This window comes from Bradyrhizobium sp. Kon56 (genome assembly GCF_055807635.1).
In genome coordinates this window covers 61,611-82,862 of the sequence record NZ_JBVVOU010000014.1, presented here as the reverse complement: position 1 = coordinate 82,862, position 21,252 = coordinate 61,611, and the positions used below count along the sequence as shown (strand labels likewise).

At 64.2% G+C, this 21,252-nt stretch carries 28 protein-coding genes and 1 pseudogene; 14 read left to right on the top strand and 15 right to left on the bottom strand.

Annotated features, from left to right (window positions below):
• The first annotated feature begins 148 nt into the window (after positions 1 to 148).
• On the top strand, positions 149 to 580 hold the full coding sequence (locus AC0L3B_RS22270; protein ID WP_240543239.1) for a hypothetical protein: 432 nt from the start codon (positions 149 to 151) through the stop codon (positions 578 to 580).
• A gap of 505 nt (positions 581 to 1,085) precedes the next feature.
• Entirely contained in the window at positions 1,086 to 2,735 is a 1,650-nt protein-coding gene (locus AC0L3B_RS22265; RefSeq protein ID WP_247489636.1) for an amidohydrolase, read from the top strand.
• Between the two features lie 34 nt (positions 2,736 to 2,769).
• On the opposite strand, the gene AC0L3B_RS22260 is transcribed toward AC0L3B_RS22265, so the two are convergent.
• From AC0L3B_RS22260 to AC0L3B_RS22245, 4 genes are all read right to left on the bottom strand, one after another.
• Positions 2,770 to 3,342 (bottom strand): CGNR zinc finger domain-containing protein, encoded by a 573-nt coding sequence (locus AC0L3B_RS22260; protein ID WP_473381049.1) that lies wholly within the window; start codon positions 3,340 to 3,342, stop codon positions 2,770 to 2,772.
• Positions 3,339 to 4,226, bottom strand: coding sequence for a DMT family transporter (locus AC0L3B_RS22255; RefSeq protein WP_473381048.1), 888 nt, complete (start codon positions 4,224 to 4,226; stop codon positions 3,339 to 3,341). The genes AC0L3B_RS22260 and AC0L3B_RS22255 overlap by 4 nt, the downstream gene beginning before the upstream one ends.
• Before the next feature lie 8 nt (positions 4,227 to 4,234).
• Positions 4,235 to 4,561: a hypothetical protein gene (locus AC0L3B_RS22250; RefSeq protein WP_473381047.1), complete on the bottom strand. Its 327-nt coding sequence runs from the start codon at positions 4,559 to 4,561 to the stop codon at positions 4,235 to 4,237.
• Between the two features lie 62 nt (positions 4,562 to 4,623).
• Positions 4,624 to 5,499, bottom strand: coding sequence for an alpha/beta fold hydrolase (locus AC0L3B_RS22245; RefSeq protein WP_473381046.1), 876 nt, complete (start codon positions 5,497 to 5,499; stop codon positions 4,624 to 4,626).
• Positions 5,500 to 5,761: 262 nt separating this feature from the next.
• Here AC0L3B_RS22245 and AC0L3B_RS22240 point away from each other — a divergent pair, with 262 nt between their 5' ends.
• From AC0L3B_RS22240 to AC0L3B_RS22220, 5 genes are all read left to right on the top strand, one after another.
• A complete protein-coding gene (locus tag AC0L3B_RS22240; protein ID WP_473381045.1) occupies positions 5,762 to 5,890 on the top strand; it encodes a hypothetical protein in 129 nt (42 codons plus the stop codon).
• A 139-nt stretch (positions 5,891 to 6,029) separates the two neighbouring features.
• On the top strand, positions 6,030 to 6,239 hold the full coding sequence (locus tag AC0L3B_RS22235) for a hypothetical protein (protein ID WP_085359684.1): 210 nt from the start codon (positions 6,030 to 6,032) through the stop codon (positions 6,237 to 6,239).
• Positions 6,240 to 6,359: 120 nt separating this feature from the next.
• Positions 6,360 to 6,539: a hypothetical protein gene (locus AC0L3B_RS22230; RefSeq protein WP_247372493.1), complete on the top strand. Its 180-nt coding sequence runs from the start codon at positions 6,360 to 6,362 to the stop codon at positions 6,537 to 6,539.
• A 240-nt stretch (positions 6,540 to 6,779) separates the two neighbouring features.
• Positions 6,780 to 7,013 (top strand): hypothetical protein, encoded by a 234-nt coding sequence (locus AC0L3B_RS22225; protein ID WP_204513728.1) that lies wholly within the window; start codon positions 6,780 to 6,782, stop codon positions 7,011 to 7,013.
• 104 nt (positions 7,014 to 7,117) lie between these two features.
• Positions 7,118 to 7,414 carry a hypothetical protein gene (locus AC0L3B_RS22220; protein WP_026232997.1) on the top strand — a complete coding sequence of 99 codons (297 nt, stop codon included), beginning with the start codon at positions 7,118 to 7,120 and terminating at the stop codon, positions 7,412 to 7,414.
• 69 nt (positions 7,415 to 7,483) lie between these two features.
• On the opposite strand, the gene AC0L3B_RS22215 is transcribed toward AC0L3B_RS22220, so the two are convergent.
• From AC0L3B_RS22215 to AC0L3B_RS22195, 5 genes are all read right to left on the bottom strand, one after another.
• Positions 7,484 to 7,774 (bottom strand): hypothetical protein, encoded by a 291-nt coding sequence (locus tag AC0L3B_RS22215; RefSeq protein ID WP_473381044.1) that lies wholly within the window; start codon positions 7,772 to 7,774, stop codon positions 7,484 to 7,486.
• Between the two features lie 156 nt (positions 7,775 to 7,930).
• Positions 7,931 to 8,422, bottom strand: coding sequence for an Hsp20/alpha crystallin family protein (locus AC0L3B_RS22210; RefSeq protein ID WP_317245041.1), 492 nt, complete (start codon positions 8,420 to 8,422; stop codon positions 7,931 to 7,933).
• Between the two features lie 365 nt (positions 8,423 to 8,787).
• On the bottom strand, positions 8,788 to 9,660 hold the full coding sequence (rpoH, locus tag AC0L3B_RS22205; protein ID WP_473381043.1) for an RNA polymerase sigma factor RpoH: 873 nt from the start codon (positions 9,658 to 9,660) through the stop codon (positions 8,788 to 8,790).
• Between the two features lie 25 nt (positions 9,661 to 9,685).
• Positions 9,686 to 9,868, bottom strand: a complete 183-nt coding sequence (locus AC0L3B_RS22200) for a hypothetical protein (RefSeq protein ID WP_018455661.1) — start codon at positions 9,866 to 9,868, stop codon at positions 9,686 to 9,688.
• A 120-nt stretch (positions 9,869 to 9,988) separates the two neighbouring features.
• Positions 9,989 to 10,540, bottom strand: coding sequence for a TetR/AcrR family transcriptional regulator (locus tag AC0L3B_RS22195; protein ID WP_204513726.1), 552 nt, complete (start codon positions 10,538 to 10,540; stop codon positions 9,989 to 9,991).
• Between the two features lie 115 nt (positions 10,541 to 10,655).
• On the opposite strand from AC0L3B_RS22195, the gene AC0L3B_RS22190 reads away from it, so the two are divergent.
• The 4 genes and pseudogenes from AC0L3B_RS22190 (at position 10,656) to AC0L3B_RS22175 (ending at position 13,615) form a co-directional block, all read left to right on the top strand.
• A complete protein-coding gene (locus tag AC0L3B_RS22190) occupies positions 10,656 to 11,513 on the top strand; it encodes an oxidoreductase (protein WP_473381042.1) in 858 nt (285 codons plus the stop codon).
• Between the two features lie 47 nt (positions 11,514 to 11,560).
• Positions 11,561 to 12,562 (top strand): NADP-dependent oxidoreductase, encoded by a 1,002-nt coding sequence (locus tag AC0L3B_RS22185; protein ID WP_018455665.1) that lies wholly within the window; start codon positions 11,561 to 11,563, stop codon positions 12,560 to 12,562.
• Positions 12,563 to 12,774: 212 nt separating this feature from the next.
• Positions 12,775 to 13,185 (top strand): annotated as a pseudogene (locus tag AC0L3B_RS22180) (enoyl-CoA hydratase-related protein); the annotation flags it as partial.
• 109 nt (positions 13,186 to 13,294) lie between these two features.
• Positions 13,295 to 13,615, top strand: a complete 321-nt coding sequence (locus AC0L3B_RS22175) for an enoyl-CoA hydratase-related protein (RefSeq protein WP_473381041.1) — start codon at positions 13,295 to 13,297, stop codon at positions 13,613 to 13,615.
• A 15-nt stretch (positions 13,616 to 13,630) separates the two neighbouring features.
• Here AC0L3B_RS22175 and AC0L3B_RS22170 read toward each other — a convergent pair whose 3' ends face one another.
• The 6 genes from AC0L3B_RS22170 to AC0L3B_RS22145 form a co-directional block, all read right to left on the bottom strand.
• Positions 13,631 to 14,428 (bottom strand): adenylate/guanylate cyclase domain-containing protein, encoded by a 798-nt coding sequence (locus tag AC0L3B_RS22170; protein WP_085350342.1) that lies wholly within the window; start codon positions 14,426 to 14,428, stop codon positions 13,631 to 13,633.
• Between the two features lie 132 nt (positions 14,429 to 14,560).
• The gene (locus AC0L3B_RS22165) at positions 14,561 to 15,745 is read right to left on the bottom strand and encodes an adenylate/guanylate cyclase domain-containing protein (RefSeq protein ID WP_473381040.1); all 1,185 of its coding nucleotides are present in this window, start codon (positions 15,743 to 15,745) and stop codon (positions 14,561 to 14,563) included.
• 149 nt (positions 15,746 to 15,894) lie between these two features.
• Positions 15,895 to 16,476 carry a HutD/Ves family protein gene (locus AC0L3B_RS22160; protein WP_317245045.1) on the bottom strand — a complete coding sequence of 194 codons (582 nt, stop codon included), beginning with the start codon at positions 16,474 to 16,476 and terminating at the stop codon, positions 15,895 to 15,897.
• A 73-nt stretch (positions 16,477 to 16,549) separates the two neighbouring features.
• Entirely contained in the window at positions 16,550 to 17,398 is an 849-nt protein-coding gene (locus AC0L3B_RS22155) for an SDR family NAD(P)-dependent oxidoreductase (RefSeq protein WP_473381039.1), read from the bottom strand.
• A 9-nt stretch (positions 17,399 to 17,407) separates the two neighbouring features.
• Positions 17,408 to 17,959: a carboxymuconolactone decarboxylase family protein gene (locus AC0L3B_RS22150; RefSeq protein WP_446482009.1), complete on the bottom strand. Its 552-nt coding sequence runs from the start codon at positions 17,957 to 17,959 to the stop codon at positions 17,408 to 17,410.
• On the bottom strand, positions 17,937 to 18,638 hold the full coding sequence (locus AC0L3B_RS22145) for a TetR/AcrR family transcriptional regulator (RefSeq protein ID WP_018455672.1): 702 nt from the start codon (positions 18,636 to 18,638) through the stop codon (positions 17,937 to 17,939). Before AC0L3B_RS22145 ends, AC0L3B_RS22150 begins: the two co-directional genes overlap by 23 nt.
• A gap of 118 nt (positions 18,639 to 18,756) precedes the next feature.
• Between AC0L3B_RS22145 and AC0L3B_RS22140 the strand changes: the two genes are divergently transcribed.
• The 3 genes from AC0L3B_RS22140 to AC0L3B_RS22130 all read left to right on the top strand — a co-directional run bounded on the left by AC0L3B_RS22140 (position 18,757) and on the right by AC0L3B_RS22130 (position 21,235).
• The gene (locus AC0L3B_RS22140) at positions 18,757 to 19,746 is read left to right on the top strand and encodes a Bug family tripartite tricarboxylate transporter substrate binding protein (RefSeq protein WP_473381038.1); all 990 of its coding nucleotides are present in this window, start codon (positions 18,757 to 18,759) and stop codon (positions 19,744 to 19,746) included.
• Positions 19,747 to 19,771: 25 nt separating this feature from the next.
• Entirely contained in the window at positions 19,772 to 20,308 is a 537-nt protein-coding gene (locus AC0L3B_RS22135) for a VOC family protein (protein WP_085350337.1), read from the top strand.
• 114 nt (positions 20,309 to 20,422) lie between these two features.
• Positions 20,423 to 21,235, top strand: a complete 813-nt coding sequence (locus AC0L3B_RS22130) for a class I SAM-dependent methyltransferase (protein ID WP_473381037.1) — start codon at positions 20,423 to 20,425, stop codon at positions 21,233 to 21,235.
• Positions 21,236 to 21,252: the final 17 nt, after the last annotated feature.

The window sequence follows — 21,252 nt, the reverse complement described above, 5'->3', positions numbered from 1 at the left end:
AACTCAAGGCAATCTGGAAGGTTTCCAGTTTTTCCCGGAAGTATACGAAAGGAGGTGAGTCAGGAGGCGAGGATCCATTGCCCCCTCGCCGCGGGGGTGCAGCTGCAACCATTGCCTATTTTTCCCGTTATCGACAGGGCGCAGCAATGTGAAAGGAATCTCGATGAAGAAGATCGCGATGTCGGCGCTGCTGGTCGGCGCTCTTGGTCTGTCCTCGGTGGCCGCCACGTCTCCTGCAGAAGCCCACTGGCGAGGGGGCTGGGGACCGGGCATCGCCGGCGGCCTGTTGGCCGGCGCTGTGATCGGCGGGCTTGCCTCGTCGGCGTATGGATGGGGACCAGGTTATGGCTACTACGGTGGCCCCGGCTACTATGGAGCGGGCTATTACGGCGGACCCTATGCGTACGACTACGGGTATGACGAGCCGTATCGCTGGGGTGGCGGGTACGCCACCACGACTTACTACACGGCGCCCGTGTCCTACGGCTACCGCTACCGTCGAGTCGTGCGACCTGCATACGCCTATTACCGCGGATCCTACCCGGTCGTTCGGCACCGCTGGCATCGCCACCACTGGTGAGAGCGGTCCGTCTGAACGCAACGAAGGCCGCGCACCCGAAGGCGCGGCCTTTTCTTTCCGCTTACCACAATCCACCGGAAAAACGGGTCGTGCCGTTCGAAGGCAAGGCGTCGTTCGGGCGCTCTCGTCGCCGGCCTCGTCGAGCGCTTTGGATGCGGGCGCGCCTGTGATGCGATGCGTCCGGGCGGTTCTTTCTTGACCTCGGGCTACGGGTGGCGCAGCCGCGCGGAGAACGAGGGCGAAGCGTGGTGTCCGGCGTAGATTGAACGAAGTGAGAGCGAAGACGGACGAACTGCTGCGAGGCGGGCGAAGGCGGCTGCAACATCAATTGCTTGGGCCGCCACCAAATTTTTCGGTGGGCCGGCTGATTTTGTTGGTGCCAGACATGATCAATATCACGACACTCCCCGTTGCGACACGCGATGTCCGCGAGCGCATCCAGCGGCGGATGTGTGGCGCCGCTTCGGCCTCTTTCACACCTGCCTCTCTCATTTCGGGACTGACCATGCGCAAGCTTCTGGCAATATTGCTGATCTCGTGCTGGGCCAGTTTGGCTTACGCACAAAAGGCCGACCTCATTGTCACGAACGCAAAGCTCGTGACGCTGGATCCCGCATCGACGATCGCGCAGGCTCTCGCAGTCCGCGACGGCAGGATCGTTGCTATTGGCGGCAACGATGCCGTGGAAGGCCTGATCGGGCCCGCGACGCGCCGGGTCGACGCAGGTGGACGCACCATCATTCCGGGATTGATCGATTCCCATATTCACGCCGTGCGCGCCGGCCTCACCTACGCAACCGAGGTCAACTGGATCGGCGCAAAGACGATTCCCGAGGCCATGGAACGCTTGCGCCAGGCGGCAACAGCGCGCCCGGCATCCTGGATCATCGTGGCCGGCGGCTGGAGCGAATTGCAGTTTACTGAGAAGCGGCGGCCAACGCTCGCCGAGGTGATGGCGGCCGTTCCCGACAATCCGGCTTACATCCAGCTGTTCTATTCGGCGGTGCTGATGACGCCAAAAGCGCAGCAAGCCCTCGGGATGTCCGCGGATCAGTTGCCGGCCGGTATCACGACTGAGCGCGCCGCATCGGGCGACGCCACGGGGTGGCTCAACGGCTCCATCGTCAGTATCTCCGCGCTGTTCGATCGGCTGCCGAGGCCGAATTTCGAAGAGAATGTCGCCGGGACCCGGCAGTTCTTCACGGAGCTCAATCGTCTCGGCGTGACCGGGATCGTGGATCCCGGCGGCTTCAGCATCTATCCCAGCCACTACGCGGCCTTGCAAAAGCTCTGGCGTGACAAATCATTGTCGGTTCGCGTTGCCTTCAGCCTGTTCGCCCAGAATGTCGGCGCGGAATTCGACGAGTACAAGACTCTCACGCCGTTCCTGCCGATGGGATTCGGCGACGACATGCTGCGGTTCAACGGACTAGGCGAGCGGATCACCGGCGCCATGTACAACAACAATGCGCCTGACGCGGCCGCCAAGGACAAGTTCCGCGAGATCATTCGCTGGGCGGCCAAACAAGGGCTGACAGTCACCATCCACTGGCAGGAAGACAAATCCGTCCATCACCTCCTGGACCTCTATGACGAGGTCAACAAGGAGACGCCGCTCGCGCCGTTGCGCTGGTCCATCGCCCATCTCGACAACACCTCGCCCCAAACGCTGGCGCGCATGAAAGCCCTTGGTATCGGCTGGACCATGCAGGACGCGATGTATCTCGGAGGTGACCGTATCGTGGCGCAGGTCGGCGAAGCCGCCCGCAGCATGCCACCCCTCGTCACGGCGTTGCGCATGGGAGTCCATGTCGGGGCCGGCACGGATGCGCATCGGGTCGCATCCTACAATCCGTTCGTGGCGCTGCAATGGATGCTCGACGGCAAGACCGTCGGCGGACTCTCGACGCGCGGCCCGGACGAAACACCCAGCCGCGAAGATGCCTTGCGCCTCTACACCGTGGGAAGCGCGTGGTTCTGCTTCGACGAGACGCGGCGCGGCACGCTGGAGACCGGCAAGCTCGCCGACTTCGCGATTCTCGATCGGGATTTCATGTCCATCCCCGTCGAGCAGATCGGCGCCACGGCGTCTCTGCTGACGGTCGTGGGCGGCAAGGTCGTCTACGCAGCGGATGCTTTCTCGAGCGCAAAATAGAGCTGAAGGCTTGTTGTTCAAGGCGGCTGTCGGCTTACCGGCGCGATTGCATCTTTGCGCGGTTTCCGCAGGTGGCCATTTCGCACCAGCGACGGGATCTGTTTTTGGTGCGATCGATGAACAGCCAGTGGCAGTCGTGCTGTGGACATCGTTTCAATCGGTCGAGTTCGTCGCCGCGCAGCAGGTCGACCGCAGCCCAGGCAAGCGGACCAAGGATCCGGTCCCCGTGCGTGAATTCGATGGTGGCCGGCGAGCCGGTCAGCAATGCGGCCGTGAAGGTACGGGCCGCAACGTCATGGATCACCCCCAAGCCCAGCGCCGGCGGTTCGTCGCCGTCCGCGATCGCAGCGCCTACCTGGTCGATCGCGTTGCGCAGGCGCCGGCCATCGTCGGCCAGCAACGCCCGCTGCCTTGCATTAGGCGAAAAATCGACGCCCACCAGTCCAGCATCCCTTGCCCAGGCCAGCATTCCCTCGGCGTCGCGCAAGTGATCGGCCTCTTGGTCCGTGCCGCGCCAGCTGATCGTGTTGGCGAAATCGAGCGCCAGATTCCCCGCTACGCGGTGAAGCGGCGGCGGTCGATCGGCGATGCTGCGCAAACGCTTCACGTCGGACGTTCTTCCCAAGGCCGGAGCAGCGCCATCGCGGCGGCCACCAGCATGAGGGCAGCGCCGCCGATCTCGAGCCAGCCGATCGCCTCGCCGAACAACCACGCACCGGTGCCAAGCGCGATGATCGGAGAGACAAAGGCATACAGACCTGCGCGCATCGTACCCCATTCACGCAGCAGCACGAGATAGATCGTATAAGCCACGATCGTTCCGAGCAGCAACAGGAACAACAGGCTGCCGATTGCCGCCGGAGCGAGGAAAGCGTCGAGCGTGTCTCTCGATACGGGTTCCAGCACCAGCGAAAGGCCGAGCAGGGCGGCGCCGCCGATCGCCGCCTGCACCATCGTCAGCGCCAGGGGCTTCACCGGACCGACCAACGGACGCGCGACCACGCTGCCGAAGCAATAGCTCACGGTCGCGGCGACGATCGCCGCGAGCCCAAGGCCGCTCGCATCGGACTCGGCCCCGAGCCGCGCCCAGGACAGCCCGATGACACCCACACAACCGATCGCGAGCACGACGGCATGATGCCAGGTCGGCCTCTCCTCGCCGGTCAACGCGGCGAGGGCAAACAGCAGGACCGGAATCAGGGTAAGGTTGACCAGCCCCGACAGCCCTGATGGCACGTGCTGCATCCCCCAGAACAGCAAGCCGTAGGTGCCGGTGTTGACCAGCAGAGCTGAAACGATCGTTGGCCGTGCGCGGCCTTCGGCGAATGCGGCGCCGGCGCCACGCACTCCGATGGCCAGCAGTGCGGCCGCCAGCAGGTATCGCGCGGCGGCGAGCAGCAGCGGGGGTAGATCGCCGAGCCCGACCTTGATGGCGGCCCAGGTCAGCCCCCAGATCAACGACATTGCGGCGAAGAGGACAAAGTTGCGCACCGTCGTGCTCAGCGCATGCCGTACCGATCGACCAGAACGCGGTGGATTTCCACCCTTTGAGGGAGTTCGATCAGGAGTTCGGGATCGCGGTCGAGGTGATGCACCTTGGTCGGCTCGCCCTTGGTGAAGGCAGTCATTGCCTGCATGTCGAACCAGTAAGAGATGGTCGTGAACCATGTCTCCTCGTCAAGGTCCTCGCGCAGCAGCCGGACGCCGAGCGCCGTCTTCTCGAGCGGCGGAATGCCTTCAGCGCGCAGATATTGCTCGTAGCTGTCGGCGATGTCCCGCCGGGTACGACCACGCCAGATTCGTGCGATGGAAGGATTGGTTGGCATGCTTGCTTCCTCCTTTGGGCAGACAGGGACACCAGCGCGGCGAAGGCCGCGCCGTGGGACGATCAGGCATGGACACGCGCAAGGAAGGCGCGGACCAGTGGCAGCGCCTCATCGAAATGCGTCTCGAGCAGCCAGTGTCCGGCGCCGTCGAGCAGGTGCAGATCGACATCGGGCAAGTCGCGGCGATAGGCGCGGGCGGACTCGGCCGGCATGTATCCGTCTTCGGGGCCCCACACCACGAGCGTGGGGGGACGGTGCTCGCGCAGATACGCCTGATAGCGCGCGAACCAGCCGAGATTCTCCTCCAGCTTCTCCATCAGCCCGACGCAGACCTGTCGGCGCACTGGCGTGTCCATGAGTGGCCAATGAAGCTTCCAGAGGTCGGGCGGCACCCGGGCAGCGACGTCGTCCGTCACTTCGCCAACGAACTCCGCACGAAAGCCATCCTCGCTAACAGCCTCCTCGAGCGGGCGGTGCCTCGCCGGCGTCTTGTCGGCCCACCAGGCCTTGATCGTCGCGTATTTCGGGCCCAGCACATCCTCATAGATATCGCCGTTCTGGATGATGAGCGCGGCGATCCGCTCGGGGTGAGCGATCGCGTGCCTTAGCCCGATCTGGGAGCCGTAATCGTGGAGCCACAAGGCGTATCGTCCGAGGCCGAGCGCATCGGCGAGGCCGGCCAGCACGTCTGCATAGGCGTCGAAATCATAGGCGAATTCCGACGGGTCGGGCGTGCCGCTGTAACCAAAGCCCGGCCAGTCGAACGCGATCGTCCGCCACCGGTCGGCGAGCGCCGGCATCAGCCGGCGGAACTGGAAGGAGGAACAGGGATAGCCGTGCGGCAGCAGCAGGACCGGCGCGCCGGCGCGTCCCGCTTCGCGATAGAAGATCGACATCCCGTTCAACGCCAAGCGCCGGTGCGCGAGCCCGCTCGCCATTCAAGGCCTCCATCATCTGACACCACCTAAATGCATTTAGGCGGTGAACGTTCCGACGCCGGGGAGCCGTGTGGCGACGAACAATCGGCGCGATCACGCGCCATCGTTGTGCGGGTGGTGCCGAAGCCGACATGAGCGTAGGGCTTATCTGGCACCGTTCGGCTGTTCCGCTGGGCTGCCCCACCAGAAACGCTGCGTGTTCTCGCCGAGAACCCGCCCATACAATGCTCAATCAACCGCTCTTTCGCGGCAGGAGCCGTCCATGACCAATGAAAAAGGCCCGAACATCAAGAAGAAGCAGAAATGCAAGAACTGCGAAGGCAAAGGCCTGCTCAAGAAGGGCGAAAAGGTGGTGAAGTGCCAGCGCTGCAAAGGCACGGGCGTGCGGTGATGATGAAGTGATGGCCTCCAATGCGGACGGCGTACTTTCCCAGGTTGCGCAGGCTCGCGACTGACGTGCACCGCATCTGACATCACGATTGGCACTTCCTGCGGCAAGACGCGTTGCGGTCTATTCGAGGGAGCTGCAGATGACCAAGACCGACACGGAGGGCGTAAAGACCGGGACACCGCCGACGGGTTCGGCGGCGCTCAACCCCGGGGATGAAGCCGCACCGGGGACGATGGGCACCGGCGAAGATGTGTGTCTGGATTGCCATGGCAAGGGGCGGATCGACGGCGCGCCCTGCGTGACGTGCGGCGGCAGCGGGACCGTGATCCGGGCCGTCGGCGGGGCCTGAGCAAAGCGCGGGCCGCGCGGCGCTTGCGCCCGGCTGTGGCTTTCGATTGCGCCTTCATTGTTCCAGCAACGAACGGCCCTCGCCCGTGTTTTCCGGATGCGAGACACAATGAGGCGCACCATGACCAAAGATGCCGGACTGAAGCCCGACGATTTCCCCATCGAAGCCGACAAGGACAAGCTCAGGACCCACAAGGGCGAGCCGGTGGCCTCGGCCGAGTCGGACACGATCGCGGATCAGATCGCCGAACGGCTGAACGAGCATGCCCACCAGGAAGAGCAGGATCGTTGGTCGGCCTAGGCAATTCGCCTTGCCGACACCCATCCGGAAAGAGCAACGGATAGTTTGTAGGACCGAGCTCGCAGGAACGACGTCGTTGGAACGACCTGGGGCCGTTGCGTATTGGGCCGCGCCGGGTCCTTGCCATTCCGGCAATGGCGGCCTCGGCTCGAAGCCCCGCCCCCGGGCCACAGGCCGGGGCCGCCTGACGGGGGATCGGCCCGGCATCTCAGGCCGTCTTGGAGGACTGCGCGAGAGACCATGGAGGCGCCCACACCAGGGATGCAAAACCCGCTTCGACAGGCGCGGCTCTACGGCTACCTGATCGAACGCGAGGGCGCGCTGTTTCATCCCGGCGGCAGCCACCCGCTGTGCAGCGCGGGCATGACGCGACGCATGATCGAGGCGGGCTGGCTGGTGAAAACCGGCGACCGCTACGAGTTGACGCCGCAAGCGCAGGAACGGATCGCTCCGCGCGCGATGAGCTCGGGATGACTCATCGTCGCTTGTCGCGGGATTTCCGCTCCCGCCCAGGAACAGGTGCGTGCCGAGATCTTTGCCTCGCATGGCATGTGACGACGTCAAGCACAGGAGCGGACATGAAAAAACTGGTTCTCGCAGGGCTCGTTGCGGCTCTCGCATTCCCCTCTTCCGCATTCGCGCAAGGCGGCGCGGGTGCGTCCAGGACCGGGTCGAGCATCGACTCCTCAGGCACCGGCGGCACGACGGGAGCGGGAGCCTCCGGCCTCAACACGTCATCGGACAACAATGGCGGCGGCGCGAACGCACCGGCCAAGTCCTCCACGACCCGGCCAGGCGACAACGACACCAGGCAAACCCAGGGCGGTCAGCAGGCCATGCCGGGCTCAGGCTCGACGGGAGCGAACCGCAAATAGGCGCGCCGCGAACCGCTGACCGATTGCCCTCACGCAAAAGGCCCGGATGATGATCCGGGCCTTGTCTCGTCACCACCAGGGATCCCAATAGGGCGGTGGAGCGTAGGCGTAAGGCACATAATAGGCCCGCCGCACGACGCGCGGTCCATAATAGCCGTAGGGCGGGCCATAGTAGCGCGGGCCATAATAGGCATCGGCCGCCAGCCCCGCCGCAAGCGCACCGGCAACAAGACCGAAGCCGATGCCGGGACCGCCCCAATGGCCGTGCCAGCCGCCGCGCCAGCCATGGGCTTGCGCCGGCGAGGCCGCCGCCACGAACAGGGCCGAGATCATCGTCAGGACCAAAGGAAGTTTCTTCATATGCGACTCCCAGAACTTGGAAACCGACCGCAAAACGCCAGACCGGAATTGAAGTTTCCGAGCGTTCCGGAAAATTTTGCAGCGAGCCGACGGACGCGAATGCGGCCGCCGGCCGCGCGCGGGCGAGAGCGGCGGCTCCCGCCCGCCGCTTCATGCTTACTTGCCGTTGATCGCGATGCGCCTCACCTTCTGTTGTGCCGCCGGTGACTTCGGCAGGGTGACGGTGAGAACGCCGTTGTTGAAGGAAGCCGCGACCTTGTCCTGGTCGACGTCATCGACCGGAATGCGCCGCACGAAACGGCCATAGTAACGCTCGCTGAAGAGACGCTCCTTGTCTTCCGTTTCGCTCTTCTTCTCGCCGCTGATCGTCAGCACGCCGTTTGCAAGCTCGACGTTGACGTCCTTCTGTTCGAGACCGGGAAGCTCGGCGACGACCTTGACTTCCTTGTCGCTCTCGTCGAGTTCGACGTTCGGCCAGCCCATTGCGGTCGAGGAGCCGAACGGACTGAGATCAAAGCTGCGGAAGGCGTCGTCGAACAGCCGGTTCATCTCACGATGAAGCGCAAGCAGCGGGTTGCCGGCTTCGCCGCGTTGAACGGCCATGTTGCGTGAGCCGTTGTTCCACGGAATGAGATCGCGTAGTGCCATTGTCGTTTCTCCTTATCTCCTGTCTTATTTGTCGATTGGCGCAGCTCGGCGCGCGGCGAGGGCCACGCACGCGCTGCAAAGCCCGGACGATCAACTCGTCAGGCCGCCTGCTTGTGCTCGATTTCGGGTCGGCATTGCCGGCAGCATCGATCGCGATGCGACGCGGCGGAACGGCGGTCGAAACCGATGGTCGAACGCCAGAGGGGAGACATATCGTCGGTTCTCATAACCACATCCTCCTGTGAGCAACATGGATTAAGAGCATCACCGGGGCGAGCCCCGATGGCCTTGCCGGACCCTGCTTTGGCGTCCGGCACCGCACTCGCATGCGGCTGCCAAAAGAATTAGGAGGCGCCGATTTGGTTTCAAGAGCCGGCTGCCAGGCGCCCGCCGATAGCAGCCCGAACCTTTTCGAACGCGCGCATTTCGATCTGCCGCACCCGCTCGCGTGAAACGCCATATCGTGCGGCGAGTTGCTCAAGTCTCAGCGGCGGCTCGGAGAGCCAGCGCGCCTCGAGAATGTCGCGCTCGCGCGGCTTGAGGACGCCCATGGCGCTGGCGAGGGCTTCACGCCTCCGTCTGGTTTCTTCCTGCTCGGCGTACGCGGCTTCAGGACTGGACGCGGGGTCGACGAGCCAGTCCTGGACTTCGCCGCCGTCGGCGTCGCGCACCAAGGCATTGAGCGACAGGTCGCCGCCGAGGCGCCGGTTCATCTCGATGACGTCGTTCTCCTGCACGCCGAGCCGCCGCGCGATCCGGCTGGCGTGCTCGGGGCGGAGATCACCATCCTCCAGGGCGGAAATTTCCGCCTTGGTCCGGCGAAGCTTGAAGAACAGCTTCTTCTGCGCCCCGCTGTTGGCAATCCTGACCAGCGACCAGGACCGCAGGATGTATTCCTGGATCGACGCCTTGATCCACCACATCGCGTAGGTCGCGAGCCGAAAGCCGCGCTCCGGCTCGAAGCGCTTGACGGCGTGCATCAGGCCGACATTTCCTTCGGAAATGATGTCCGCAACCGGCAGGCCGTAGCCGCGATATCCCATCGCAATCCTGGCAACGAGCCGCAGATGGCTTGTGACGAGATGATAGGCTGCCTCGCGGTCGCCGTGCTCGCGCCATCGCTTGGCGTAGGCGATTTCCTGATCGGGCCGCAGCATCGGAAACTTGCGAATTTCCGCCAGGTAATGTGTCAATCCGCCCTCAGACGACAGCATCGGAACAGTTGCAGTGCTTCCCATTGCCCACCTCTTCGAGTTGGTCTGCTTACGCTCCAAAATCGACATGACAAAAAATGGTTTCGGCCGACGATGTAACGACCGGTGGGGCCGGCGCGTGAGTTTGCGGCGGCTCTGGCCGGGTCACGAGATAGAGCTCGCCCGCCACCAACAGGAGGGCAGCGACGGCCAGGGCCAACATGCCGAGCACCAGATCGCTGTAGTCATCCATGCGCGTTCGAAAGTATGTCGATGTCGAAGATCGGCAGCCATCGCTTTTGGCTGTCCGCGACGTCGAACGTCGTCACCGGAATTTTGTTCCGGACTTTCGGCGCCCCGCCGGGACGCGGCCTCACCCCGCCAGCGAATTCCTCGTCGCGCGAAGAATATCGTCCGACAGCTTGGGATCGTCCACGGCGCGGGCAAGCACGAGGGCTCCCACCATGGAGGCGGCGGCGGCGAGCGCCTTGTCCTCGCGCTGGCGTGGCTTCAGATCGGTGGCCATTCGGCTGCTCAGCAAGCCGATCACGCCGCGCACGCCGGCGGTGAAACGCTGCTTCAGGCCGCTGCTTTGACGTGACACTTCACAGGCGAGCGCAGCGAAGGGGCAGCCGGCGGCGGGATCGTCGCGATGCCCCGGCGAGAGATAGTGCGAAACATAGTCCTCGAGCTCGAAGGCCTCGGGGAATTCCTGACCCTTGGCGTCGATCGCATGGGCCACCGCCTCCTCGACCAGCCGCTCCTTGGAGCCGAACTGGCTGTAGAGGCTGCCGTGCGTCATCCCGGCCGCCTCGGCGAGTGCGTCGACACCGACGCCGGCGATGCCGCGCTCCCGCAGCAGGCGCGAGGCAGTCTCGAGAATATGCTCGCGATTTTTGGCGGCCTGTTCCTTTGAGACGCGCATGGGACCGATCCTTAGAGGCGGGGCTTGACTTTTATAATTACGATCGTCATGTGTATCAATAGTTACGATCGTAATCAAACGATTTCAGGCCCGGTAGTGGCGTCGGAGAGGCATTATGAACAGGATTACAACGAAGATCGCGCTAGTGACCGGCGCCTCCTCAGGCATCGGCCAGGCGACGGCGGAGCGACTCGCGAACGCCGGCTACAAGGTGTTCGGCACCAGCAGGCGGGGCGCGCAGGCGGGCAAGCAGGCGTTCGAGATGCTGGCTCTCGACGTCACCAGCGATGCATCGGTGGAAGCCGCCGTCGGCGAAGTGATCCGGCGCGAGGGTCGCATCGACCTGCTCGTCAACAACGCCGGCTTCGGCGTTGCCCCTGCCGGCGCGGAAGAGAGCTCGATGGAGCAGGCGCGCGCGATTTTCGAGACGAACTTCTTCGGCCTGATCCGGATGACGCGCGCCGTCGTGCCGCACATGCGGCGCCATGGAAGCGGCCGCATCATCAACATCGGCTCAGTGCTCGGCTTTCTGCCGATGCCTTACGGCGCGCTCTATGCCGCGACCAAGCACGCCGTGGCAGGCTATTCGGAATCGCTCGACCATGAACTGCGCACGCGGGGCATCCGGGTCTCCGTAGTCGAGCCCGCCTACACCAAGACGCCGTTCGACGCGAACTTCATGGAGCCCGACGCCACGCTCGACGAATATCGCGAGGCGCGCGCCGGCGTGACCAAGCGGGTGAACGAGGTGATGGCGACGGCCGAACAGCCCGGCGTCGTGGCCGATGCCGTGCTGAAGGCCGCGAGCGCGGTGCGCCCGCAACTCAAATACGCGGCCGGCAGCCTTGCGAAGCGCCTGCGATTTCTGCGCCGGTTCGCGCCCGCAGCCCTGGTGGATGCCGGAATCCGAAAGGATTTGCGGCTGGATGCGACGGCGGCGCTGCAGCCCGCCCGCACCGCGCGGGCTTTCTGAGGGCCGCAATCTTGCCAGTGCGAAGAACCTTCGGACCGAGAGAAAAAATGAGAGCCCTCGTGTTCAAGCGCTACGGCAAGCCGGACCAGATCGCGTTGGCCGATATCCCGCGGCCGACGCCGAAGCCGAACGAAATCCTGGTCCAGGTTCATGCCGCGGGGTTGAACCCGATCGACAACATGATTCCGAAGGGAACGTTCAAGCCGATCCTGAAGTTTGAACTGCCGGCCACGCTGGGCAGCGACCTGGCGGGCGTCGTCGTCGAGGTCGGAAGCCGCGTGACCCGCTTCAAGCCGGGCGACGCCGTCTTCGCCAGCATCTTCGATCTCGGCACAGGCGCTCTCGCCGAATTCGCGACCGTGCCGGAGGATGCCGCCGCGCTCAAGCCGCCGAACCTCGACTTCGTGCACGCGGCCTCGATCCCGATGGTCGGCCTGACATCGTGGCAAGCTCTTAGGGAGCGCATACGTCTCAAACCCGGCCAGAAAGTCTTCATCCCCGCCGGCGCCGGCGGGATCGGCACGTTCGCGATCCAGCTCGCGAAATATTTCGGCGCCAAAGTGGGGACGACGACCAGCACTGGAAATATCGATCTGGTGCGCAGCCTCGGGGCTGACGAGGTGATCGACTACAAGACCCAGCAATTCGAGGAAGTGCTGCGGGACTACGACGCGGTGCTGGGCACGCTCAGGGGCGATGCGGTCGAGACATCGCTTCGGATCCTGAAGCGGGGGAGCAGGATTGCCTCGCTGGTCGGGCCGCCGGACGCCGCGTTCGCGCGCGACCGCGGGATGAACGTCGTCATGGTGTTCCTGTTCGGATGGCTGAGCCGCAAGATCATTCGCCGCGCCGGCAAGATCGGCGCGGAGTATTCGTTCGTGTTCGTGCACCCGGACGGCAGGCAACTCGCCGAGATCGGCGAGCTTCTCAAGGCGGAGCGTATCCGGCCGGTGATCGACAAGGTCTTTCCGTTCGAACAGGCGAAAGACGCGCTGGCCTATCTCGAAAAGGGACGAGCCAGGGGGAAAATCGTCGTCCAGATGAGATGAGGGCGTGGATCCGCCCCGCGCGCAATCGCCTCAGTCCCCACCCCGCCACCGCTCCGGCACGCTCTTGAGCCCACACCCTCGTTCATCGTCGTTTCGAAAACGCAGATGCGTTTTCCGATACGCACGATCGCCCATGTCGGGCCTGATGCAATCTTCTGCATGATACCACATCATTGCTGCAGCGCTCTCATCAGCACGGGAAGACAGAATCCATGATGTCACAATCTGACGAGTCCGCGCCGATGGCGGACATTCCGTACGGTGAGCGGACGAAGATCACCATCGAGCGCAAAGGCCACATCGTGCTGATCGGCATCAACCGGCCTGGCATCGACAATCGGCTGGACCCGGAGGCGACAGAGAGCCTGGCGAGAGCCTACTACCAGTACGATCGAGATCCCTCGCTGCGTGCAGCGGTTCTGTTCGGCTACGGCGAACGCTTCTCCAGAGGCGTCGATGTCGACGCCTACAAGGCATTTGTTCAATCGGGAAAGACGATGATGGAGGGACCCGGCTTCATCGACCCTCTCGGGCGGACCAAACCGGCGCTCACCAAGCCGCTGATTGTCGCGGTGCATGGCGATACCTGGAATATGGCGCACGAAATCTTCCTCGTTGCGGACATCCGCATAGCATCGGAAGACACGGATTTCGGCCAGGACGAGAACACGCACGGCCGCTTTCGGCGGCTCAACCGTTCGCTTCCCACGAGAAGCCGGCTGGGGAAATGCCATGCGGTTCATTCTGACGGGCCATCATTGGGATGCGAACGAAGCGCTCCGGATGGGAACGGTTCAGGAGGTGGCAACAAACCGCGACGCCGCTCGCGCGAAGGCCGTCGAGATCGCCGAGAAGATCGCCGAGAAGATCGCCGCATGCGCTCCCCTCGGCATCAAGACCTCGATTGCGTCCTCGCACCTTGCGCTCGAAGACCCCGAGGCCGCGCTTGCCCAACTTGGCGACCAATATCGTGCGCTGCTCACGACCAGGGACTTCCAGGAAGGGCGGGATGCCGAGGCACAGAAGCGTCCACCCGTTTACGAAGGACGGTGAGAGCTTCACCCACTCTCACCCCTCCACTCTATAGAGTCTCCATTTTTCCGGCACGCCCTTGAGCCGGTGAATGCCGTGATCTTTCAGGTTGATCGCCGACTGCGACGCCATCAGCTCCTTCACCGCGCTCGACACCAGCACCTCGCCGGCGCTCGCCTTTGCGGCGACGCGGGTGCCGATGTGGAAGGCGAGGCCGACCGCCTCAGTGCCGCTCACGGTGTATTCGCCGGCATGCAGGCCGACCCTGATCTCGAGGCCGAGCGTACGCACGGCCTTCTGGATCGCGGTCGCGCAATTGATTCCGGCGGCCGGCGTCTTGAACGTCGCCAGCACGCCGTCGCCCGTCGTCGTGACTTCCTTGCCGCGCGAGCTCTTCAGCTCCTTGCGGACCGCCGCGTAATAATGGCCCATGATCTTGGTCCAGCGGACATCGCCGAGCTTTGCGGCTTTTGCGGTGGAGCCGACGATATCGACGATCAGGATCGTGGCAAGCGCCCGCTTGAGCTCGGTGTTGCCTGCGGCCGGTCGGCGCCGGAGCACGATCGCGCCGGTCAGCGGTTCATAGCGATGATTGCGGCGCCGCGCGATCGCGGCCTTGGCGTAATCCTGGGCACGCTGCGCGCTGCCGCAGCGAATTGTCTTCTGCTGCGGCAGACGCGTCCAGTAGACCTTTCGTCCGTCACCCGCGCCGTGGACTTCCACGGCGCCCCATTTCAGGAGGATCGCCGTGCCAACGCGCCGGACACACCACGCCTTCGACGTGTAACCCGATACGTTCGACTGATGGATTCCGATGCGGAGGAATTTTGGCATGTACTGCGGCCGATCGATGACACGCTTGGACGAAACGCTTGGTTGCGCTTCGCACCGAGCGTAGTCACACAATCCTGCGTTGGCAACAGGACTCGATGTCGCCCGCTGCTTAGCCGGGGGCCTCCGTCATCTTCAAAACGCAAAAAGCTCGATCGGATCGCTGAAGCCGCGCACCTCATATTTTCCGACATGCTCCAGCTCGAACTCTCGCTCGACCAGCTCGGCAAAGTCGCGTGACAGCAACACTTTCTTTCCCACTTGCTTGGTCAAGGCTTCGAGGCGTGAGGCCATGTTGACGGCGGGACCGATCACGGTGAAGTCGAGCCGGGTGGACGATCCGATATTGCCGTACATGACGTCGCCGACATGGACGCCGATGCCGTAGTTCAGCGGCGCTCGGCCGGTGCCGTCGTTGCGCGCGTTCAACGCGATCATGGCCTGCCTGGCTTCGGTCACGGCATGCAGCAGGTTTGCGCAGGCCTTGGGCTCGCTCAGCGGAAAGATGGCGAGCAGGCCGTCACCGATGAATTTCAGGATCTCGCCGCCATGCCGCGCGATCGGCTCCGACATCGCGTCGAAATAATCGTTGAGCAGATCGATGACGTCGTCGCGCGGCCAATTGTCGGAAATCTTGGTGAAGTCGCGCAGATCGCAGATCATGATCGCGGCGCGCACCGTCGTACCGGTACCGCGCCGCGTGGCGCCGGCCAGGATGAGCTCGCCGGCATGGGAGCCGACATAGGTCTCGAGCAGCGTTCGCGCCAATCGATTCTTGACGCGGATCTCGCTGACCAGCGCCAGCACAGGCAACAAGTTCTTGAGGGCAGCGACATGGGTGTCGTCGAAGCCGCCGGGCCGGTTGGTCGCGAAGGTGACGAGATGGCGCTTGCCGAGCGTATGATAGAGCGGCCAGGCCACATAGTCGGTGAGGCCCTGCGCGCGCATCTCGCGGTAGAGCGCGTGCTTGCGGCCGAGCGCTGGGTCCTGCTCGAGATTTTCGCGCAACTCGGTCGCGCCGTCGAACATTTCGTTGGCGGGACTGCCGATATATTCAGACCGCTCGCGGACGTCATGGTCGACCCGTGCAATCTCTGCCTCGCGCATGCCGTCGGCCCACATGAAGCGGGCGCCCAGCCATTGCGGGTGCTGGATCAGCACGTGAAGGGTTGAGCGCGCCAGCGGAATGCCGGCCTGCTGAAGCCGGATGCACATCTCGGCAAAGATATTGTCGATAAAGCGCTGGTCGCGCGTGCCGTTGATCAACCAGTCGACGACGCCGTCGGACAGCGTGGCGGATTTGTTCTCTGGCGCGGTCATATCTGCCCGTTCATATCGTGGCCGCCCATATCGTGCTTTGGCTTTTGGGCGGCGGCTGCATCAGGGCAGATATCGTGCTCCGGCGCGACGGCGTCAACCTAGCCAGTTGCACGGATTGTGCGCATCGCTCTGGTGGGCTGGAACGCCGTTCAGCCGACGATCTGGATAGAGCCCAGCACGGCCAGCCCCGAGACGAGCGCAAGCGTCGATGCCCCCGTCAGTTCGACTTTCAAGGTGTTTTCGTGCGAAATCGAAAAATCCGTGCCTTCGAGACGGATAGTGCAGTCGCCGCGCGCCGCATAAATTAGATGCGTGCCGGCGGAAAATCGCCGCTCACCGGGCTCCTTAAGCGCTTCGAGCTCAAGCGCGACCGCACCGCGCCGGCCCATCAAATTCACCACCTCGACTCGCCCTTCCTCGAGCCGGGTCACGATCTCGAGCTCGCCGGTGAAGCGCACCGTCGTAAACGGCTCGCGCTCGTCGAATTCCTCGGTGGGCGACTTCAGCACCAGCCCGCGTCCGCCGACCACCATCTGCAGGCGGTCGATGCCGGGCATATGAGAGAATGGCCCCGGCGCCACAATCGGCGTGGTCGCGAAGCGCCAGAGCAGGCTGTCCCAATCCTTCACGGATTCAGCGCGATGGGCATCCGCAATATCGGTGAAGATGCCGCCGCCGTTCTTCCAGGGCGAGCGGGCGTAGTCTTCGGATTTCAGCAGTGTGGTTTTCATGCCTTTGAGGCTTATCAGATGAGCAGGCCCTGCGAAACTGTCGCGTCGAGCCGCAGCCTGTTACGGATCGACGTCACATCCCGCTCAGGCCGCTATCGACCGCGAGCGTTTGCGCGGTGACGTAGACGCTCTCGTCCGAGAGGAAGAACAGCACGGCATAGGCGATTTCCCAGGCGGTGGCCTGGCGGCCGAACGGGACGTGACCCTTGCCGCGCGAGGGGCGGCCGGCGCCGGCCTCGCGACCGTTCGGCGTGTCGACGAGACCGGGATAGACGAGGTTGGCGCGGATGCCGCGGCGCGATCCGAGATGGGCGATGTTGCGCATCAGGCCGCCGAGCGCGGCTTTCGAGGAATCATACACCGCCATCTGCGAGCCGGCCTTCAGAGCGGCGATGGAGGAGATGAAGACGATCGATCCGCCGTTGCCGAATTCCGGCAGGCCCGCGCGGCAGCACAGCATCGGACCGCGAACGTTGACGTCGTAGATCGCATTCCACTCCTCGGGGCTGACGGCGTCGAGGCCGACCTTGCCGAAGGTGCCGATGTTGAGGACCATGCCGTCGAGCCCGCCCATGGCGCGATGTGCTTCCTCGATCATGCGCTGGACGTCGGATTCAGAGGTGACATCGGCCGTGATGGCAAAGCCCTCGCCGCCTTCGTCGGTGATGTGCTTGACGGTCTGCTGCGCGGAGGTGTGGTTGAGATCGGCGACCGCGACCTTCGCGCCCTCGCGCGCGCAAAGAATGCTCATGGCGCGGCCGTTGCCGATCGGATCGGTGGCGGCGTCGAACACACGCTGGCCACCGCCGACGATCAGGATGCGACGCCCCTCAAGGCGTCCCCTGCCCGGCGCTTCGCCCAGCGATTCCGCACTCGGCGCGCGAACATAGCGCTCCAGCCTGGTCTCGGAATTCTCACGCATGCGCGCCGCCTATCTCTTGCCGCTGTCGTAGACCTTCATGCCGGCTGCCGGGTCGAGATCGGTCTCGGTCGCCTCGGTGACACGCGCCATCATCATGTAGAAGCCGAGCGCGACAATGGATTCGACGATCTCCTGGTCGCTGAAATGCGCGCGCATGGCGGCGAAGATCTGCTCGGGAACGCGAACGTGCTCGACCACTTCGCGGCCGAATTTCAGCAGCGCGCGCTCGGCCTCGCTCAAACCGGCAGCATCGTAATCGGCGCGCTCGACCGCATCGATCTGTGCTTGCGTGCAGCCGACACCAAGCGCGATCGGCACGTGCTGGCGCCATTCATAGGCACCGCCTTCGAGCTGGGCGGCCTGAAGGATCAGGAGCTCGCGATGGACCGCACTGAGCTTCTGCTTGTGCAGGATCGAATTGCCGAGCCGCATCGCCGGGATCATGTTGGCCTCGGCATGGGCCATCATGCGGAAAATATTCAGCTTGACCGGCATGCGGTCGAACGAGGCGCGGATGTCGCCGCTCGTCGTCTCCGGATCAATCAGGGGCAGCCTTGCCACGAGTCTCTCCCTTGGCTTTTCGTTTCTTATTGTCCTGTGTCCCGCCATCCGCCGCGATCAGCGACAGGAAGAAGGTGAGATAGCTGTCGATCGCCTCGATCACCTTCGGCCGCGGCGACGGTGCCGCGCCCATCACGTAATGCTCGAGACGGATGTAGATCAGCCCGGCCGCGAACAGCCGCGCGGTCTCGCGTGGGTCCGGCGTCGAGACGAGACCGGCGAGCGCAAAGCCGCGGAAATAATCCGTCATCATGCTCTGCTCGCGCGCATAGAAATGATCGGCGAATTTGGCGCGGATGCCGGGCACGCGGTTGCGCTCGGCGGTGATCACTTTCTGGAACTGGTGCTCGCGCGGATCGGACCATTGCTCGACGAGATCCAGTGCAAACTGGCGGCAGAACGCGGCGGGCTGGCGCGCGAGCTGCTTGTAGCGCGGCTCTTCCAGCCGGCTCGCCGAGCTGGCCGGGCCGTGCTCGCTGACGATCGCCTCGAGGATCGCGGCCTTGCCGGCGAAGTGATTGTAGAGGCTGCTCTCGCGAATGCCGACGCGACGCGCGAGCTCGCGCATCGAGGCGCCGCCATAGCCGCTCTGCGCGAACAGATCGAGCGCCTCGGCGAGAATGCGCGCGCGGGTCGTGGGCGCAGCCGCTTCCGCCGCGCTGGTGGTGTGGACAGCCATGCGGGCTTGACTAACGAACGATCGTTCGCTAGTCAACCGCCGGCACGATCGCTCGTTCGGTCTTGCGCTTCAACTCCGCTGTCAAAAGAAGCGGAGAGCAATCTGGGGAGATCAGGTCATGGCGCGCTTCGTCCATTTTCGTCTGCTGCGCGCCGCAACTTTGTCATTGGTCATAACGTTCTCGGCAGTGCTGCCTGCGCGGGCCGAGGATCCGGCCGCCTATCCCACGCACAAGATCAGGATGCTGCTGCCTTATGCGGCCGGTGGCGGCGGCGACGTGATCGGACGACTGCTCGGCGACAGGATAGGCAAGACGCTCGGACAGAGCGTCTATATCGAGAACCACACCGGGGCTGCCGGCACGCTCGGCACCCAGATGGTCGCGGCGTCGGCGAATGACGGCTACACCATCACCGTAGGCGGCATGACCACGCATGTGCTGGCGCCGGCGATCTATCCGAAACTGCCTTACGATTCGATCAAGGATTTCACCACGATCGGGCGCATCGGCACGTCCTCGATCATGCTGGTGGCGACCAAGGATTTTGCCGCCAACGACATCAAGGGCCTGATCGCGCTGGCCAGGAAGGGCGAGCCGATCCAGTACGGAAGCTGGGGCGTCGGCTCGACCGGACAGTTCTGCGCGGAAATCCTGATGCAGCAGACCGGAATCAAGATGGACCACGTGCCGTTCAACGGCATCGCCAAACTGGCCGGCGATCTGCTCGGCGGCCACATCTCGCTGGCGACGCTCGACATGGCGACCGCGACGCCGCTCGTGAAGGACGGCTCGATCAAGGCGCTGGCCGCCTGCGGCGAACGCTCGCCGAGCCTGCCGGATGTCGCAAGCTACAAGGAACAAGGCGTGCCGTTCGACCGCAGCCTGTCCTGGGCGATGTATGCGCCTGCGGGGCTTGCCGAACCGATCGCAAGAAAGCTGTCCGCGGCGCTGAAGGACGCGCTCGCCGATGCCGACGTGAAGGAGAAGCTGCTGGGGCTTGGCATCACGCCGCAATTCGTGCCGGGCGACGAGCAGCGTGACATCAACGCCAGCGACATCGCGGCCTGGAAGCAGGTTGCCAAGGACGCGGGCATTGAACTGAAGTGATCAAGCTGACAAGAGGAGCGCGGGCATGAGCCGCATCTTCGGCGCGGTACGCCAGAACGGTTATGTGGTGCGGGACATCCACTCCGCGATGAAGCACTGGATCGAGGTGATGGGCGTCGGTCCCTGGTACTACATGGACCGCGTCAAGACCGACTGGTTTTGCCATCGCGGCGAAAACTCCGCCGTCGAGATGAGCATCGCGCTGGCCAATTCCGGCGACCTCCAGATCGAGCTGATCCAGCAGCGCAACGACGCGCCCTCGCTATATAGGGAATTCCTCGAGTCCGGCCACGAAGGCCTCCAGCACATGTCCTACTGGAGCCACGACTACCAGGCGCTCTACGACAGGGCGCTCGGGCTCGGCTACAGGATCGGCCACGAGGGCCAGATCGGCGGCGACAGAGGACGCTTTGCCTATTTCGACACCCAGGCCCATCCAGGCACCGTGATCGAGATCTCCGACATCAGCGGCACCAAGGGGCCGTTCTTCGAGAAGGTCCGGCAGGCGGCGGCCAACTGGGACGGCACGCGGCCGATCCGCGAGGTCGGCGCAAGCCGATGACGCCGGCGGCCAGCAAGGCGATGCAGGCATCGGCCGGATTCACCGCGCTACTGGCGCGGTAGACGGCAATCCATGGTAACGTGAGCCTCGTCTCCGAACTTCAGCGAGGCAAGCATGTCCAACACTGACAAGGTTTTCGCCGGCTCGATCCCGAAGCTTTACGACGAATATCTGGTGCCGATGATCTTCGCCGTTTACGCCGACGACATCGCAAGACGTGTCGCGGCCCGGTCTCCCTCCGTGCTGCTCGAGATCGCGGCAGGCACCGGCGCCGTGACGCGCGCGGTGGCGGCGGCGCTGCCGCGCGGCGTTCGTTATGTCGCGACCGACCTCAACGAGCCGATGCTGGCTGTCGCGGCGCAGCGTCAGGCAGACGACGATCGCATCTCGTGGCGCCAGGCCGACGCATCGGCCCTGCCCTTCGACGATGCAGCCTTCGACGTGGTCTGCTGCCAGTTCGGCGCCATGTTCTTTCCGGACCGCGTGAAGGCCTACGGGGAAGTGAAGCGCGTCCTCAACGGCAATGGCACGTTCGTGTTCAACGTCTGGGATCGCATCGAGGACAATGTGCTGACGCATGAAGCGACCGTCGCGCTCGAAAAGCTGTTTCCCGACGACCCGCCTCGTTTCATGGCCCGGACGCCGCACGGCTATCACGACAAGGCCGTCATCAGAACCGACCTCGAACGCGCAGGCTTCCGTGACATATCGATCGAAACGCGAGCTGAAATAAGCCGGGCCCCGTCGCCCGAGCACGTCGCGATCGCGCTCTGCCAGGGCACGCCGCTGCGCATCGAGATCGAGGCACGCGATGCCAGCAAGCTTCAGGCTGCGACCGACATCGTTGCCGAGGCGATCCGAACGCGCCATGGGTCCGGACCGATCGAAGGCAAGATCCAGGCTATCGTCATCGAGGCGCGGCGATAGTGGCGAGCTTCGATCCG

Coding starts and splice junctions, on each gene's coding strand:
- AC0L3B_RS22265 (WP_247489636.1), top strand. CDS start 1,086: ATGCGCAAGCTTCTGGCAATATTGCTGATCTCGTGCTGGGCCAGTTTG.
- AC0L3B_RS22250 (WP_473381047.1), bottom strand. CDS start 4,561: ATGCCAACCAATCCTTCCATCGCACGAATCTGGCGTGGTCGTACCCGG.
- AC0L3B_RS22245 (WP_473381046.1), bottom strand. CDS start 5,499: ATGGCGAGCGGGCTCGCGCACCGGCGCTTGGCGTTGAACGGGATGTCG.
- AC0L3B_RS22240 (WP_473381045.1), top strand. CDS start 5,762: ATGACCAATGAAAAAGGCCCGAACATCAAGAAGAAGCAGAAATGCAAG.
- AC0L3B_RS22235 (WP_085359684.1), top strand. CDS start 6,030: ATGACCAAGACCGACACGGAGGGCGTAAAGACCGGGACACCGCCGACG.
- AC0L3B_RS22230 (WP_247372493.1), top strand. CDS start 6,360: ATGACCAAAGATGCCGGACTGAAGCCCGACGATTTCCCCATCGAAGCC.
- AC0L3B_RS22225 (WP_204513728.1), top strand. CDS start 6,780: ATGGAGGCGCCCACACCAGGGATGCAAAACCCGCTTCGACAGGCGCGG.
- AC0L3B_RS22220 (WP_026232997.1), top strand. CDS start 7,118: ATGAAAAAACTGGTTCTCGCAGGGCTCGTTGCGGCTCTCGCATTCCCC.
- AC0L3B_RS22215 (WP_473381044.1), bottom strand. CDS start 7,774: ATGAAGAAACTTCCTTTGGTCCTGACGATGATCTCGGCCCTGTTCGTG.
- AC0L3B_RS22210 (WP_317245041.1), bottom strand. CDS start 8,422: ATGGCACTACGCGATCTCATTCCGTGGAACAACGGCTCACGCAACATG.
- rpoH (WP_473381043.1), bottom strand. CDS start 9,660: ATGGGAAGCACTGCAACTGTTCCGATGCTGTCGTCTGAGGGCGGATTG.
- AC0L3B_RS22200 (WP_018455661.1), bottom strand. CDS start 9,868: ATGGATGACTACAGCGATCTGGTGCTCGGCATGTTGGCCCTGGCCGTC.
- AC0L3B_RS22195 (WP_204513726.1), bottom strand. CDS start 10,540: ATGCGCGTCTCAAAGGAACAGGCCGCCAAAAATCGCGAGCATATTCTC.
- AC0L3B_RS22190 (WP_473381042.1), top strand. CDS start 10,656: ATGAACAGGATTACAACGAAGATCGCGCTAGTGACCGGCGCCTCCTCA.
- AC0L3B_RS22185 (WP_018455665.1), top strand. CDS start 11,561: ATGAGAGCCCTCGTGTTCAAGCGCTACGGCAAGCCGGACCAGATCGCG.
- AC0L3B_RS22175 (WP_473381041.1), top strand. CDS start 13,295: ATGCGGTTCATTCTGACGGGCCATCATTGGGATGCGAACGAAGCGCTC.
- AC0L3B_RS22170 (WP_085350342.1), bottom strand. CDS start 14,428: ATGCCAAAATTCCTCCGCATCGGAATCCATCAGTCGAACGTATCGGGT.
- AC0L3B_RS22165 (WP_473381040.1), bottom strand. CDS start 15,745: ATGACCGCGCCAGAGAACAAATCCGCCACGCTGTCCGACGGCGTCGTC.
- AC0L3B_RS22160 (WP_317245045.1), bottom strand. CDS start 16,476: ATGAAAACCACACTGCTGAAATCCGAAGACTACGCCCGCTCGCCCTGG.
- AC0L3B_RS22155 (WP_473381039.1), bottom strand. CDS start 17,398: ATGCGTGAGAATTCCGAGACCAGGCTGGAGCGCTATGTTCGCGCGCCG.
- AC0L3B_RS22145 (WP_018455672.1), bottom strand. CDS start 18,638: ATGGCTGTCCACACCACCAGCGCGGCGGAAGCGGCTGCGCCCACGACC.
- AC0L3B_RS22140 (WP_473381038.1), top strand. CDS start 18,757: ATGGCGCGCTTCGTCCATTTTCGTCTGCTGCGCGCCGCAACTTTGTCA.
- AC0L3B_RS22135 (WP_085350337.1), top strand. CDS start 19,772: ATGAGCCGCATCTTCGGCGCGGTACGCCAGAACGGTTATGTGGTGCGG.
- AC0L3B_RS22130 (WP_473381037.1), top strand. CDS start 20,423: ATGTCCAACACTGACAAGGTTTTCGCCGGCTCGATCCCGAAGCTTTAC.